The organism is Streptomyces sp. NPDC051576 (assembly GCF_040681835.1).
GTDB lineage: Bacteria > Actinomycetota > Actinomycetes > Streptomycetales > Streptomycetaceae > Streptomyces.
The window spans coordinates 91,298-105,863 of sequence record NZ_JBFAZO010000020.1 but is presented as its reverse complement, the minus strand read 5'-3'; the positions used below and the strand labels follow the sequence as shown (position 1 = coordinate 105,863).

At 72.5% G+C, this 14,566-nt stretch carries 9 protein-coding genes; 3 read left to right on the top strand and 6 right to left on the bottom strand.

Annotation, left to right across the window (positions count from 1 at the left end; all coding sequences use genetic code 11):
• Positions 1–9: 9 nt before the first annotated feature.
• Entirely contained in the window at positions 10–441 is a 432-nt protein-coding gene (locus AB0M63_RS43670) for a roadblock/LC7 domain-containing protein (protein WP_366023300.1), read from the bottom strand.
• Entirely contained in the window at positions 438–3,296 is a 2,859-nt protein-coding gene (locus AB0M63_RS43665) for a nitrate- and nitrite sensing domain-containing protein (RefSeq protein ID WP_366023299.1), read from the bottom strand. The genes AB0M63_RS43670 and AB0M63_RS43665 overlap by 4 nt, the downstream gene beginning before the upstream one ends.
• Before the next feature lie 418 nt (positions 3,297–3,714).
• Between AB0M63_RS43665 and AB0M63_RS43660 the strand changes: the two genes are divergently transcribed.
• Complete coding sequence (locus AB0M63_RS43660; RefSeq protein ID WP_366023298.1) at positions 3,715–4,236, top strand: hypothetical protein; 522 nt, start codon at positions 3,715–3,717, stop codon at positions 4,234–4,236.
• Between the two features lie 9 nt (positions 4,237–4,245).
• Here AB0M63_RS43660 and AB0M63_RS43655 read toward each other — a convergent pair whose 3' ends face one another.
• The 4 genes from AB0M63_RS43655 to AB0M63_RS43640 form a co-directional block, all read right to left on the bottom strand.
• Complete coding sequence (locus tag AB0M63_RS43655) at positions 4,246–8,946, bottom strand: hypothetical protein (RefSeq protein WP_366023297.1); 4,701 nt, start codon at positions 8,944–8,946, stop codon at positions 4,246–4,248.
• Positions 8,947–8,986: 40 nt separating this feature from the next.
• Positions 8,987–9,865, bottom strand: a complete 879-nt coding sequence (locus AB0M63_RS43650) for a hypothetical protein (protein WP_366023296.1) — start codon at positions 9,863–9,865, stop codon at positions 8,987–8,989.
• Between the two features lie 47 nt (positions 9,866–9,912).
• The gene (locus tag AB0M63_RS43645; RefSeq protein ID WP_366023295.1) at positions 9,913–11,439 is read right to left on the bottom strand and encodes a hypothetical protein; all 1,527 of its coding nucleotides are present in this window, start codon (positions 11,437–11,439) and stop codon (positions 9,913–9,915) included.
• Between the two features lie 101 nt (positions 11,440–11,540).
• Positions 11,541–12,248, bottom strand: a complete 708-nt coding sequence (locus tag AB0M63_RS43640) for a GntR family transcriptional regulator (RefSeq protein ID WP_355918464.1) — start codon at positions 12,246–12,248, stop codon at positions 11,541–11,543.
• Between the two features lie 170 nt (positions 12,249–12,418).
• Between AB0M63_RS43640 and AB0M63_RS43635 the strand changes: the two genes are divergently transcribed.
• Together AB0M63_RS43635 and AB0M63_RS43630 are read left to right on the top strand one after the other, a co-directional pair.
• Positions 12,419–13,738 (top strand): MFS transporter, encoded by a 1,320-nt coding sequence (locus AB0M63_RS43635; protein ID WP_366023294.1) that lies wholly within the window; start codon positions 12,419–12,421, stop codon positions 13,736–13,738.
• On the top strand, positions 13,735–14,556 hold the full coding sequence (locus tag AB0M63_RS43630; RefSeq protein ID WP_355918470.1) for a putative hydro-lyase: 822 nt from the start codon (positions 13,735–13,737) through the stop codon (positions 14,554–14,556). Before AB0M63_RS43635 ends, AB0M63_RS43630 begins: the two co-directional genes overlap by 4 nt.
• Positions 14,557–14,566: the final 10 nt, after the last annotated feature.

Sequence of the window (14,566 nt, the reverse complement as noted above, 5' to 3'; positions counted from 1 at the left end):
GTCACTTCACTACCCGCCCAAGGACAGATCGGTGCGCGGAGCGGCGCCCAGATGCACACCGACCCGCTTCACGAGCAGCGTCATCTCGTAGGCGACCTGGCCGACGTCCGAGTCCGCGTCCGCGAGGACGGCGAGGCAACTGCCGTCACCGGCCGCCGTCACGAACAGGAAGGCCTCGTCCAGCTCGACGACCGTCTGCCGCACGCTGCCCGCCTCGAAGTGGCGGCCGACGCCCTTGGCGAGGCTGTGGAAACCGGAGGCCACCGCGGCCAGGTGCTCGCTGTCCTCCCGGGTCAGATCCTGGGACACGCCGGTGGCCAGGCCGTCGCCGGAGAGCACGACGGCCTTGCGGATGCTGGCGACGCGTTCGACGAGGTCGTCGAGGAGCCAGTTCAGCCCGCGCTCGTCGCCGCTGTGGCCGGTCGCCTTCGGTGCGGTCATCGACCGTCCCCCTTCGTTCCTTGTGCTGTGCCGCCCTGGGCGTCGTCGCCCTCGGCGTTCTCCTCGCGGCCGCGCTGCCAGCCGCGCTGCAGCGAGGCCATGCGGCTGCGTACCTCGTCGGCGTCGCGCTCGGCGACCTCCGCCGGGGTCGCGGCGTGCCGCTCCGGGGTCTGTTTCAACTGGGGTGCCAGGTTCGCCTGGCGTACGCGTCTGGGCAGCGCTCCCAGGTCGGGCCCGGTCCGGTTCTGCGAGGTGTCGGAGTCCGGGCCGCTGGACGCGATCTCGGCACGCCGGGTGCGCCTGGGAAGGGCGGGCGTGTCGGGCGGCTCGGCGCGGCCGCGCCCCGGGGAGGCCTGGGCCGCAGCGGACTCGGCGCGTCCGCCGGGCACGTCGGTACGGCGCCGGAGCGGCGTGTCACCGCGACGCCGGGCCGGCAGCGGTGCCGGGCCGTCCGTCTCGGGTCCGCCCAGGCTCGGGGCCGGCGCGGGGCCGTCGAAACCGCCGTCTGGGGAGTCCTCCGGGTCCCGCCGGGAGCGCTGCTCCACGACCGGGCGTCCATGGGAGCTCACGAGCTTGGGCGTCCGCCGCCGAGGCAGGGGCAGCGGTTCGCTCCGGTGGTCGTCCGCGGCCGCCCCGCGCGGCCCGTCGTGCGCCTCGGAGACCTGCGGATGCTGCTCCACAGGGCGGACGGGGGCGAGATCGTCGCGGTGGGCGACGGAGCGGCGCGGGCGGAAGATCCCGCCGTGCTCGCCGTCCTCGTCGTCGAGCGCGTCGGGGAAGCCTTCGAGGGCGTCCAGGTCGACAGGGGCTTCGAGTTCGACCGGACCGTCCAGGAGAGCTGGCGGCAGTCCGGGCAGCTTCGCGGGCACGTGGGAGAGCGCGGAGCGGCGGCTGTCCTCCAGCTCGCCCTCCTTCGTCGGCTGCGGCCGGTCGAGGCGGAAGCCGATGCCGTTGGTGTCCGGGATCTCGTCGCTCAGCAGGGCGTCGGGGATGAATACGACGGCAGTGGTGCCGCCGTAGGGAGAGGGCTGGAGGGAGACGCGGACGTTCTGCCGCTGCGCGAGCCGGCTGACCACGAACAGGCCGAGCCGGTCGGTGTCGGAGAGTTCGAACTCCGGTGTCTCGGCGAGCCGGAGATTGGCGTCCAGGAGCGCGTCGGCGGCCATGCCGAGGCCGCGGTCGTGGATCTCCAGGGTGAAGCCGTTGGCGACCCGCTCCCCCACGACCTGGACGGCGGTGTGCGGCGGGGAGAACACCGTGGCGTTCTCCAGGAGTTCGGCGACGAGGTGGGTGAGGTCGGCGACGGCGGGACCGGTGACGGCGATGCGCGGCAGCCGGCGGACCTCGATGCGCTCGTAGTCCTCGACCTCGGCGACGGCCGCGCGGACGATGTCCATGAGCTGGACCGGCTTGCGCCACTGCCGGGACGGGGCGGCGCCGGAGAGGATCACCAGGCCCTCGGCGTGGCGGCGCATCCGGGTGGTCAGGTGGTCGAGGCGGAACAGGTCGGCGAGTTCGTCGGTGTCCTCGGTCCTGCGCTCCATGGTGTCGAGCAGGGTGAGCTGCTTGTGCAGCAGGACCTGGCTGCGGCGGGCGAGGTTGACGAAGACCTCGGAGACACCGGAGCGCAGTTCGGCCTGCTTGACGGCGGCTTCGACCGCGGCCCGCTGAAGGGTGTTCAGGGCCTGGCCGACGTCGCCGATCTCGTTCCTGTCGTACTCCAGGCGCGGTACCTCGGTCTCCACGTCGACCACTTCGCCCACGGACAGGCGGCGCATCACGCTGGGCAGCCGTACGCCGGACGCCTCGTGGGCGTCCAGGCGCAGTTGACGCAGGTCGCGGATGAGGCCGCGGCCGATGCGTACGGACAGGAAGAGCGAGAACAGGAGGGCGATCAGACCGAGGACGCCGGCGACGGCGGCCTTGAGGATGACGTTCATCGCGACCGGGCGGACGCGGTCCTGATAGCGGTCGTTGGCCTGGTCGTCGAGGGTGGCGAGCTTGCTCAGCACACCGCCGGCCGCGGTGTTCCAGGTCTGTGCGGTGACGTTGCGGGGCTCGCCGGACGTGGTGGACGCGGCGGCCTGCTCGGCCACGCGCAGCGGGGCGCTGGCCGCGTTCGTCCAGAAGCGTTCGAAGTGGTCGCGCTCGGAGGACGGCAGCAGCGGCAGGTTGATGTCGTACAACAGCGTGCGCTGGGCGACGAGATCGGAGATGCCGCGGGTCTCGTCCCGGGTGAGCTTGCCGACGATCAACGACGAGCCGAGCAACGCGTCCTCGCGGGAAAGGAGTTCACGCGCGCGTGCCAGATTGACCAGGGCGCGGTACTGCTTGTCCATCTCGACGTTGTCGACGACGTGGAGGTTGGAGAGCAGCACGTAGCACGGGTCGACGAGGTGGTTGTAGAGGCCGAGGGCCTGGCCGCGGGTGACGGTGCCGTCCTCGACGCTGCGGCGCAGGGACGTGAGGCCGTCGAAGGCGTCCAGGACGGCGGAGACACGGCTGTCGGTGGCCTGGCCCATCGCGTCGCGGACGTCCGGGTTCTCGGCGTTCCGGCGGATCTTGGCGACGGCTTCGTCGGTCGCGGCACGGCTGCGTCTGAGGTCGGTGAGGCCGTCGGCGGCGCGGGGGTCGGCGAGATAGACGAGCGACTGCCGGCGTTCCTGCTGGATGACACGGACGGTGTCCTCGGCGGGATAGCCGATCTTCTCCACGACCGACGACACGTTGAACAGGGCTCCGGCCGCCCGGCCGGTGAGGACCGTGGCGAACGCCCAGATCGCGGTCAGGGACACCAGCGGCACGAGAAGGAGCGCCACGATCTTCCGGCGGATGGACTTCCCGCGAAAGCGCATGGCCTCCCCCTGCTGGCCCCCCGCCGACCGGGGGTACACATGTGCGTCAACAAACGGCGCGAGCCTACTACTGACACACAGGTAACTCGAAGAGCTGTCCGGAGCGTGAACTTCCGCAAGAGCGCCGGGAGATGGGGAGTTGTCCGGGCATTGGGGGAGATTACCGCCCCGATTCAGCCGGGATCACCGGATCCCATCGGATCGGCCAAGTTGGCCAGTTGGCCGGATTTTTTCGTCCGTTGGGAATCTTCGTGGCAAGTTGTTCGTCTTTCTCTACGGGAAATGGGGGCGGATCCGGCCACAGGAGCCGCATCCGCAACTGGGCAGCGTAAAACAGCGCAAGCCGGGCACCCACTGGGGAGCCGGAGTCTTCGGACTCCGGGGCGAGTGGTCTACCGGCGACGGGGAGGACACCTTGATGGGCACGGCGGAGCGGCAGGAGTCGCTTGAGGACGGCGTGGCGGAGCGGTCGACGGAGCGGCGGCGCCGTGAGGCACCGGATCACGACATCGCGCCTGAGGTCGGCGTGAGGGCCGAACAGCCGGAGTACTACCGGCCGTTGTGGATCGAGGAGCCCGCGCGCCGGCGCCGGTTGCCGGATCCGGTGCGTACGGCGGCCGTGCGGGCGGTCATCATCATCGCCGTGACGCTGATCCAGGCGACGGTGGCCTTCCTGTGCACGATGGCCGGGTCCTGGCTGGCGTTCCCCATGGTGATCAGCAGCGTGGTCAGCACGGTGGTGGCCACCTGGGGCGCCCTCGACGTCTGGGTGACCCGCCAGATGTGGAACCAGCGCAACGGTGTGATCTCCGAGCCCAGCAGCACGGCCAGGGCCCTCCGCCGTGAGCGGCGCCGGGCCCAGCGCCAGGCGCGGACCGCCGAGCGCGCTCAGGAGCGGATAGCCCGCAAGGGCGGCTCCGGGCAGGTGGCCCACTCCTGAGCTTTTCGCCTACGGGGCGGTCGGCGCCGGGCGTTTGAACATGCGGGTCGCCGTGATCTCGCTGTGCACCGACTCCCCTTCTCCGGCGGGGGCCTGCTGCGGCAGGCCCGGCCGGAGGTGTTCCTCCACGCTGATGTACTTGAGGCCCGCCCTGAGGTCGGCGTCGTTGCGCAGCCGGATGACCAGCGGGAACTCGGCCAGTGCCGTCGTGTCGAACAGGCCGGTGGTGTAGAGGAGTTGGACGCCGAGCGCGTCGGACACAGCGCGCTGGAGCTCCAGCAGATACGTGGCGTTGGCGCGCCCGATGGGGTTGTCGAGGAAGAGCGTGCCGGCGTGCCGGTGCTTGTCGCGGCCCCGGTCGTTGGAGCGCAGCGCCGCCATCGTGCAGTACAACGCGATGGCGGCGGTGAGCAGTTGACCGCCGGAGAACACGTCGCCCATCTGTCCGACGGGCACGCGCTCGGCCCGCAGCACGGCGTCCGGCTTGAGGATCTCGACGGCGACACCCTTGGGTTCGAGCGCCGCGCCGACTCCCCTCAGCAGCAAGGACATTCCGTCGCGCCGCATGTCGGAGTTCTTCTTCACGGCGGCCCGGGTCGCCTCGTCGACGACCTCGCCGAGCCGCTCGGTGAGCGTGGCCTGGTCGGGTTCCTCGAAGCGGATGCGCAGGAACTCCTGCCCCGACCATTCGCCGAGTCCCTCGGGCAGCCGGGACAGCCGCTGCGCGGACCGCAGGGTCGCAAGGGCCGACTCGACGAGCCCGCGGAGCCGGTCCACGATCGAGTCGCGGTTGCGCTCCAATTGCGCCAACTCGTCGGTGAGCACGCGGAGTCGGGGTGCGAAGGCGTCGGCCCACTTCTGCGCGTGCTCGGGCAGCGCGGACGCGGGCAGCTCCCGGATCTGCTGCCGCGCGGGGGTCCGTACCTGCTCGTACCGCGTGGAGTTGGCGTGCCGCACGAGCACATCGCTCGCCTCGCGTACGGCGCTCTCGGCGGCGGACAGGTCGGCGGCGCAGCCGCGCAGCGAGCGGCGGGCCTCGGCGGCGGAGTGCCGGGCCTCCTCCAGACTGCCCGGGTAGGGCTCGGGCTCCTCCTGCTCCTCGTCCGAGGAGTGCTCGCGCAGCAGGTCGCGCAGCAGCGCGGCGGTCTCGTCGAAACCGCCGGCCCCATCCTCGGCGGCGCGGTGGGCATCGAGGAGTTCGGCGTGCGCCTCGCGTGCCTGGCCCAACGCGTCGGTGCGGGAGGCGAGTTCGGCCGTCGCCGTGCGCAGCAGGGCCTGTGCGTGCTCGGCGTCGCGCGGAACCAGGTCCTCGGCCAGATCGGTGTGGGCCTCGCCGTCCTCGGGCGCGAGCCGCTCGGCCTCGCCGCGCAGCCGCCCGAGTTGCTCGCTCGCGGTCGACACCCGGGTCTCCAGAAGCTGCACCAGCTCCTCGGCGCGCGCGGCGGCGGCCTGCCGGGACGGCCCGTCGGAGCCGTCGGGCGACTGGAGCAACTGTGCCGCGCGGGTGCGGACCTTGTTGCTGAGCCGGTCCAACTCGGCGATGGCCGCGCTCTCGTCGCTCTCCGCCCGCGCCTGCTCGGCCCGCAGGTCGGCGCCGACGCCGACCTTCTCGTAGAGCTGTGAGGCGGCCCGGTAGGCCTCACGGAGGGCGGCCAGCGCGGGCCTGGGAGCGTCTGCGTCGTCTTCCGGTACGTCGTCGGGGGCGCCCGCGATCTCGGAGCGCTCGGCGCGCAGCGCACGGGCCGTGCGGCGGGCGTCGTCGGCCGCACGCTGGGCGGCGCGGCGGTCCTCGTCTGCGGCGCGGGCGCGCTCCAGACAGGACTGGGCGCGGGCCTCCGACTCGGCCGCCTCGTCGGCGAGTTCACGCAGTCTGACCTGCCAGCCGGCGCGTTCGCGCAGCCGGAAGGCGAGTCCGGCGAGGGCGTCGGCGGCGCGCCGGGCCTTCTGCGCGGCCTCCTGCCGCTCGTCGCGCACCTGGGCCGACTCGGCGGCGGCTTCGTCGGCCTCGGCCCGCACGGTCCGCGCCTCGGCCAGCTCGGCCTCGGCCTCCTCGGCGAATGCGCGCGTGTCCTGCGCGGCCCGTGCCAACTCGACCAGCCGCCCGCTCGGGCAGCCGGTGCGCCAGGACGCCAGCCGCGCCGCCAGCTCGCGGTCCTTGCCGAGCCGCGCGGCGAGCGTGCGGATCTCCTCGTCCCGCTGCCCCGCCCGAGCGCGCAGTGCCTGCCGCTCCTCGTCGGCCGCGTGCTCGTCGTGCATGGCCGGGTTCGGCGGGACCAGGAAGACGTCGCTGCTCCGCGCGTCGGTCGCCGGAGTCGGGGCGAGCAGGGCGGCGGCCGTGCCGACGGCCACGGCGGACCGGGGCAGCAGGGCCGCCTCGCCGAGGGCCTCCCGGGCACGCGCGTGTGTCTCCGGGTCGGTGATGATCACCCCGTCGACCAGCTCGGGCCGGGCGGCCAGCACGCGCGCGTGGTCGGTGGGGTCGACGGCCTGGGCGAGGTAGCGCCAGCCGGGCAGGGCCGGGATGCCGTGCTCGCCGAGGTACTCCACGGTGGCCAGCACGTCCGGGCCGGGCGGCAGCAGTCCGCCGTCGCCGAGCGCCCCGAGGATCCGGGAGTCGTCGGCGGCGGCGGTGCGCAGGTCGAAGAGCTGGCGTTCGCTGGAGGCGACCCCGTCGTCGAGCAGCTCGCGCAACTCGTCGGCGAAACGGTCCAGTTCCTCAGGGGTGAGGGGGCCTTCGGCGAGGGGGCGGGAGGGTTTGGTGGTACCGGGGTGGGTGACGGGGGCCGCGTCCGAGGCAGAACTGCCGCTCGCCGCGACCTCGTCGGCGCCACGCGGCACCGGGACACCACCGGCACCGGGACCGGCACCGGGCAAGCTGAGTAGCTCCGCGAGCCGCTCCTCCCCCGCCAGTCCCTCGGCGAGGCGCCGTTCCGCGTCGTAGGTCCGGGCCGCGGCGGTGGCCGCATCGGAGGCGCGGGCCGCCGTCAGCTCCGCGCGGGACTCCGCCGAGGCCGCCTCGCGGGCGTGCTCGGCCGCCCGGCGGGATGCCTCGCGCGCGGTGTCCCAGGCGGCCACGGCGCTCTTCTCGGCGTCGCTGGCCGCGAGGGCGGCGCGGGCCGGGTCGGCGTCGGGGGCGCTGTCGTCGAGCCAGCCCGCGCGCACCGCCTCGGCGGTCTCCTGCTCGACCTCGGACAGGCGCTGGCGCAGATGGCCGATCTCGCTGCGGGCGCGCTGCGCCTCGGTGGCGGCGGACGTCGCGTCCCGGTGGGAGGTCTCGCCGACCTCCTGAAGGGCGGCGGACCGCTCCTCGCCCTCGTTGGCGAGGTCCTCGGCGCTCTGCGCGGCCGTGTGCAGGGCCCGTACGAGATCGACGGCGGCCTTGGCGCGGGCGGCGAGCGCCGGTGCGGCGTCCCGCTCGGCCTCGCGGATGGCGACGGCCACGCGCGCGGAGCGGTCGGCGGCGGCGCGGTGGCGCAGGACGGCCTCGGCTGCCTGCCAGGCGGAGTGCAGTGTGCGTGCGTCGGCCAGTTCGCGCTTCTGGGCGGCGGCGGACTTCTCCGTGGTGGCGAGTGCCAACGAGGCGTGCCGGTAGGCCAGTTCGGCGGCGATCAGCGCGCTGCGCTCCCGTGCCCCCTCGGAGTGCGTGACGGCGTACGCGGCAGCGGTGACCCGCTGGGCGAGGTCGGCGGCCCTGACCCGCTCCTGCGCGCCCCGCGCGGACAGCCGGCGCGCCAGCGTGCGGGTACGGCGCTCGGCGCCGGTGTGGATGTCACGCGCGCGTGCCCGTGCCTCGGCGGCCTCGACGATCCGGCCGAGCAGATCCACGGAACCGGCCGTGAAGTCCCGCTCGGCGATCAGCTCGGCCCGGCGCCCCAGCTTGTTGCCGAAGCCGCCGACCAGGTCGGCGAGCCCGTCGGTGTCGCGGGTGTCGGTGACCGCGCGCAGCAGCAGGTCGGTGAAGTCGGAGTCCTTCTTGACCGCGAAGAGTCCGGCGGCCTCACCCTCGTCGGCGTTCATCTCCCGCTGGTAGCGGAAGAGTTCGGGGTCGAGGCCGAGGTCGCCGAGGTGCTCGATCCAGCGGTCGTGGATCTCCTCCCAGTGCACTTCGAGGTGCGGATACGCCTTGCCGGCCTCGGTGATGGCGTCCCGGAAGCCCTTCATGGTGCGTCGGCGGCCCTGCGCACCGGACGCGCCCTCGACGGGCGGCCGTACCGAAGTGGCCTCGGCGACGGGGAGGTTGTCCAGGCTCAGTCCGGGCCCGGGCCGGAAGGAGTACCAGGCCTCGGCGAACTTCCGCGGATCGTTGGAGACCTGGCGCCCCCGCCACTCGCTGACCTTGCCGACGACCACGCATTCACCGGTCAGCGTGTGCTGCCATTCCAGGGCGACATGCCCGCAGTCGTCCGCGAGCAGGAACTTGCGCAGCACGCCGGAGCTGGCGCCGCCGAGTGTGTTGCGGTGGCCGGGCAGCATCACCGAGAAGATCAGCTTGAGCAGGACGGACTTGCCGCCGCCGTTCTCCAGGAAGAGCACGCCCGCGGGTGCGGGGCGGCGCGGCGGCCCGACGGGCTCGTCCTCGAAGAACTCCGCCTGAGTGGGCGCGGGATCGGGCACGGGCTTGCCCACGCCACGCAGGTCAAGCACGGTGTCGGCGTAGCGCGCACCGGCGGGACCGATGGAGTAGAGGCGGACCCGGGACAGCTCGTACATGGCGGACTCTCGTCGTAAGTCTTCGGCAGGTGGGGGGAGTTCAGGAGTGGAACGGCAGTCCGGCGTCGGCCACCAGCTCCAGATCCTCGGTGTCCTCGGCGGGCAGCAGGCTCGCGGTGCCGTCGGTGACGGGGACGATGCCCAGCTCCAGCAGCTCGGCCATGGCGGCGCTGCCGGCCGTGTCACGCACCTGGAGCTGGTAGCGGGCGGTGGTGCGGTACGTACCGCCGTTGTCGTCGCCCGTGCGCTGGAGGAAGCCTGAGTCGGTGAGGAAGGCGGCCGCCTTGCCGACGATGCCGGTGGTCGAACCGGCCAGTCTGCGGGCGTCCTTGGTGGCTCCGGTCGCGCTGCGTCTGACCCAGATCCGCCAGGCGGCCTCCAGGCCGGGCGCGTCGGTGGCCGGGTCGGTGTTCAGGCCCTGTTCGTCGGCCCGCTCCTCCAGGCGGCGGCAGGCCTGTCGTACGAAGGCGTCGACCCCGTTGACCGTGACACGTCCGATGTAGCCGTCGTCGGCGAGGTCCTCGGGGCGCGGGAACGCCATCGCGGCCACGCAGAGGTGCGCGAGCCCGTGCAGGAAGCGGTCCCCGGAGTCGGCGGACGTGCGGCGCGCGTAGTCGCCCATGCGTACGGCGAACACCGAGTCCTCGGCGGCGGTCACGGCCATCCCCGCGCGCGGGGACACCTCCAGGACGACCAGCCCGAGCCCGGCGGCGACGGCGTCGGCGAGCCGCGCGAACGGCGGGTCCTCCCGGTGCCGGCGCAGCAGCTCCGCGTACTCCTGGTCCCGCGCGGGCTGCAGTTTGGGCTGCAGCCCGAACGCGACGAGCCGGGCCGCGTCGGCGGCGTCGGCGGGTGTGATGACGGCGGTCACCGGCGCGGCGACGGCCTCCGGCTCACTCCGTTCGACGTGCTCGGTCACGGTCGGGGCTCCTTGCTGAGGTGGTTCAGTGAGCGGTGGGTCATGGCCTATGCCGCCTCCGTGCGGCCCGCCGCCATCCCGGCCGCGTCCAACAGGGCGGTGCCGACGATGAGATCGGCCCCGCCGAACTCGGGGTCCTCCAGCTCGGTCCCGTCGTCGACGGCGAACAGCAGCTTGGGCTCCCCCTGCCGGTACGCCGTACCGACCGGCGGACTGGCCGCGTGGATGGCCAACAGGGCGACCAGGTAAGGCAGTTCGGTGTCCTGATCCCGGGCCTCCGCGAGCAGTCCCGACAACCGCCGAGGCGCGTCCGCCGGAAGATCGAGCAGCTCCATCGCCGCGGCCAACTGCTCCTCGCTGAAACGGCTGTCGTCCGGGGTGGCGATGAGGTCCGGCTCGGGCATCTCCGCGCCGAGGTGCTCCCGCTCCTGGGGTGGCGTCAGCAGTATGTCGACGAGGTCCCCTACCCGGACGGACACCGGCGTGCGCAGCCCGGTCCCGTGCGCGAAGAACGTGTCCGTGACCCGGACCGCCTGCTCCAGGGGAAGCGGCAGCACGGGCGAGACGAGGTGTCCGTAGAGGTCCGTCCCGGACGTCGTCATGGGTGTGGCGAAGGCCTGCCGGTCCTGCTCGGCGCGGAACAGCGGCCCGGCCTCCAGGAGGCGCGACTGGAGCTGGGTGTGCCGTCGGATGCAGTCCTTGACGATGTCGACCAACTCGGCGGCGCGGCGCTTCTGTTCGGGGTCCTCGGACTCGTCGCGGGCCTTGCGGATGTTGGTGAGGATCGCGTTCTCGTGGCGGTACCGGTCGGCGACGTGGTCGAGGGCCTCGGCGATCATGTCGGGCACGGCGTTGAGCCAGTCCACCGCGCGGACGTTGCGCCGGGTGGCGTCCAGGGCGCGGCGCAGCGTCTCCGAGTACTGCACGGTGCGGTACCGGGCCTGCTCGGCGGCGAGTTGGGCGTCGGCGAGCCGGCCGCGGCTGATCAGCACCTCCAGCTTGACCTCGGCGGCGATCTGCGCGCTGGTGACGTCGGTGTCGAGGGCGCCCACCAGGACGTTGACGGCCTCGTCCGTCGTACGGAGGTAGACGCTGCCGCCGTAGCCGGGGACCTCCTCGATCAGCTTGAAGTCGTAGTCGCGGCGCACATAGGTGCCGTCCTGGGCGAACGTGCCGTACACCGTGCGGAAGCCGCGGTCGACGCTGCCGACGTTGATCAGGTTCTCCAGGACCCAGCGGGCCACGCGCTCGTGTTCGGCGACGGGGCGCCGGGGGGCCTGCGCGGCGATGCGCGGGATGAGCCTGGCCACTATCTGGTCGTGGTCGGCGCCGGTGTCGAAGTCCATGTTGAGAGTGACCAGGTCGATGGCGGCGAGGGCCACCTCCGCCATGCCGTACACCGAGTACTCGCCCGCGAGGTTGGCCTTGCGCACGTCGAGGTCGTGCAGCGGCGCGGTGCAGGCGAGCGCGCGCAGCCGCCGCGCCAGTCCCTCGTCGGCGGCCGGGCCCGGGGCGGGGCGCGGCCCCGCGCTGAACTGGGGCGGAACGCTGTCCGTCGATGCAGGCGAAGTCACGGTGCACAGACTAGGTCCTCGGTCTGACAACGACCCAAACGACGCAGAAGCGACTACCGTCACAGCCTCGTGAGCGGCTGTCGTCATCGCCTCGCGCGGGTTCAGCCGAGCGCCGTGCCGTCCTCGCCGACCCGCCGCCGGTACGCGTCGACGACCCGTTCCAGGGAGTCGTCGAGGTAGACCGCGAGCAGTTTCTCGGCTTCGACGCGGTCGTCCGCCTGGAGGGCCTGGAGGATCAGGCGGTTGCGCTGGAGGTAGGGCTCGTGGAGCCGCTTCGGGTCGTCCACGAGGTGGAAGGCGAGCCGGAGTTCGGCGAAGACGCTGCGCATCAGCTCGTCGGTGCGCTCGCTGCCGGCGAGGGCGACGAGTTCCCGGTGGAAGTGGATATTGGCCGTACCCACCCCTTTCCAGTCATTCTCGACGGCCGCGAGCTGCCCTTCCGTCACCGCCGCGGCGAGCTGTTCGACGACGTACGGCGGCTCGCCCAGGCCTCGTACGACGGCGCACTCGACGAGGCGGCGGGTGCGGTAGATGTCCTTGACGTCCTCGACGGTCAGGACCCGGACGAAGACGCCCCGGTTCAACTCGTGGACGAGCAGGCGCTCATGAGTGAGCAGCCGGAACGCCTCGCGGAGTGTGTTGCGCGACACACCGAGCGTCCCGCCGATGCCGTCCTCCGACAGCCGGGTGCCCGGCGGGAAATAGCCCTCGGCGATGCGGTTTCTGAGGATGTCCGAGACCCGTTCCGCGGTGCTCGTACGGCCCAGGAGGGCGCGGTCGTCGGCCAGTCCCGCCAGTTGCTCTGCCATGCCCGGAATTCAACCGCAGATACAAGAACGAAACAACAAGCCTCTTGAAGGATCGTTCAACGATCCTCTAACTTGCTCTCCAAGGCGCCTCCGCTCACCCCGGGCGCCGACAGCTTCCGCACGGCACGGCTCAGTCCCAGCACCCTCCGTCCTCCTTCTGCGAGGTGCACATGAGCACGACCCCTCCACCTCAGGCCCTGAACACCGGCGCACACCCGGACTCGGACGAACTCACCGCCGACGACGGCGCGTTGGCCTGGCTGCGCGCGCTCGGTCCGAACGGCCGCCGCGCCTTCGCCGGCGCGTTCGGCGGCTATGCCCTGGACTCCTACGACTACTTCACGCTGCCGCTGAGCATGGTCGCGCTGGCCGCGTACTTCGGTCTGGACAGCGGCCAGACCGGTCTGTTCACCACGGTCACGCTGGTCGTCTCCGCGGTCGGCGGCGCCGTCGCGGGCGTCTTCGCCGACCGGGTCGGCCGCGTCAAGGCCCTGCTGATCACCGTGATCACCTACGCCGTCTTCACGGTGGCCTGCGGCTTCGCGCCCAACTACGAGACCCTGCTGGTGCTCCGGGCCCTCCAGGGCCTCGGTTTCGGCGGCGAGTGGGCGGTCGGCGCCATCCTGGTCGCCGAGTACGCGAGCGCCAGGCACCGGGGCCGTACGCTCGGCGCGGTCCAGAGCTCCTGGGCGGTGGGCTGGGCGCTGGCAGCGGTCGTCTACACGCTGGTCTTCTCGTTCCTCGGCGACGACCTGGCCTGGCGGGTGATGTTCTGGACCGGTGCGCTGCCCGCGCTGCTGGTGCTCTGGGTCCGCCGCCGGGTCCATGACGCCCCCGGGGCGACGGCCGTACGGGAACAGAACGCCCGGAAGGGCTCGTTCGCGGCCATCTTCAAGCCGGGCACGGCCGGGGCACCGGGGCTGCTGCGGACGACGGTCTTCGCGGGTCTGCTCTCCACCGGCGTCCAGGGCGGCTACTACACCCTCGCCACCTGGGTGCCGACCTACCTCAAGACCGAGCGCGGCCTGTCGGTGGTCGGCACCGGCGGCTATCTGACCTTCCTGATCTCCGGAGCCTTCCTGGGGTACCTCACCGGCGGCTACCTCACCGACGTGCTGGGTCGCAGGCGCAACATCTGGCTCTTCGCGCTGCTCTCGGCGATCTGCATCCTGGCGTACACGCACATTCCCAGCGGCGCCAACACCCTTCTCCTGGTGCTCGGTTTCCCGCTCGGGTTCTGTATGTCGGCGATCTTCAGCGGCTTCGGCTCGTACCTGAGCGAGCTGTACCCGACGGCGCTGCGCGGCACCGGGCAGGGCTTCACGTACAACACGGGGCGCGCGGTCGGCGCCGTCTTCCCGACCCTGGTGGGCTTCCTGGCCGACAGTTGGGGTGTGGGCGGGGCACTCGTCTTCGGGGCGATCGGATACGGCATCGCGGCACTGGCGCTCCTGGGACTGCCGGAGACCCGCGGAAAGGAGCTGGAGTGAACCGCACGGAGGACCGTCCCCTGACTCTCGTCGACAAGCACGCGCACGCGTGGAGCCCGCGAACCGCCCGGGCCCGCTTCCGGGCCGGCGTCACGGGCCCCACGGCCGGAGTCGCGGCGGGCCACACCCAGGCCAACCTGATCTCGGTGCCCGCCGACTGGGCCTACGACATGCTGCTGTTCTGCCAGCGCAACCCGAAGCCCTGTCCGGTGCTCGACGTCACGGACGCCGGTTCCTGGCGGACGGTGCTGGCCGACGGCGCGGACCTGCGCACCGATCTGCCGCGCTACCGGGTGTGGCGGAACGGCGAGTTGACGGAAGAGCCGACGGACGTGCGCGCGCACTGGCGCGACGATCTGGTGTCGTTCCTGATCGGCTGCAGCTTCACCTTCGAGTGGTCGCTGAGCGAGGCGGGTGTCCCGATCCGGCACATCGAGCAGGGCCGCAACGTCCCGATGTACGTGACGAGCCGCCCGTGCCGCCCGGCGGGGCGGCTGCACGGCCCGATGGTGGTGTCGATGCGCCCGGTGCCGCCGGAGCATCTGGCGACGGCGATCCGGGAGACCGCGCTGCTCCCGGCGGTGCACGGCAGCCCCGTACACTGCGGCGATCCCTCGGGGCTCGGCATCGAGGACCTCGGGCGTCCGGACTTCGGCGATCCGGTGGACGCGGCCCCGGACGACATCCCGGTGTTCTGGGCCTGCGGAGTGACCCCGCAGGCCGCGGTGATGGCCTCCCGCCCGCCGTTCGCCATCACCCACGCGCCGGGCCAGATGTTCGTCACCGACGCCCGCGACGAGCAGTACCGCGTCGCCTGACCAGGAGAGA

What these genes read in the sequence shown, in the direction of transcription:
- AB0M63_RS43670 (WP_366023300.1), bottom strand. Translation starts at nt 441, where the DNA reads ATGACCGCACCGAAGGCGACCGGCCACAGCGGCGACGAGCGCGGGCTG.
- AB0M63_RS43665 (WP_366023299.1), bottom strand. Translation starts at nt 3,296, where the DNA reads ATGCGCTTTCGCGGGAAGTCCATCCGCCGGAAGATCGTGGCGCTCCTT.
- AB0M63_RS43660 (WP_366023298.1), top strand. Translation starts at nt 3,715, where the DNA reads ATGGGCACGGCGGAGCGGCAGGAGTCGCTTGAGGACGGCGTGGCGGAG.
- AB0M63_RS43655 (WP_366023297.1), bottom strand. Translation starts at nt 8,946, where the DNA reads ATGTACGAGCTGTCCCGGGTCCGCCTCTACTCCATCGGTCCCGCCGGT.
- AB0M63_RS43640 (WP_355918464.1), bottom strand. Translation starts at nt 12,248, where the DNA reads ATGGCAGAGCAACTGGCGGGACTGGCCGACGACCGCGCCCTCCTGGGC.
- AB0M63_RS43635 (WP_366023294.1), top strand. Translation starts at nt 12,419, where the DNA reads ATGAGCACGACCCCTCCACCTCAGGCCCTGAACACCGGCGCACACCCG.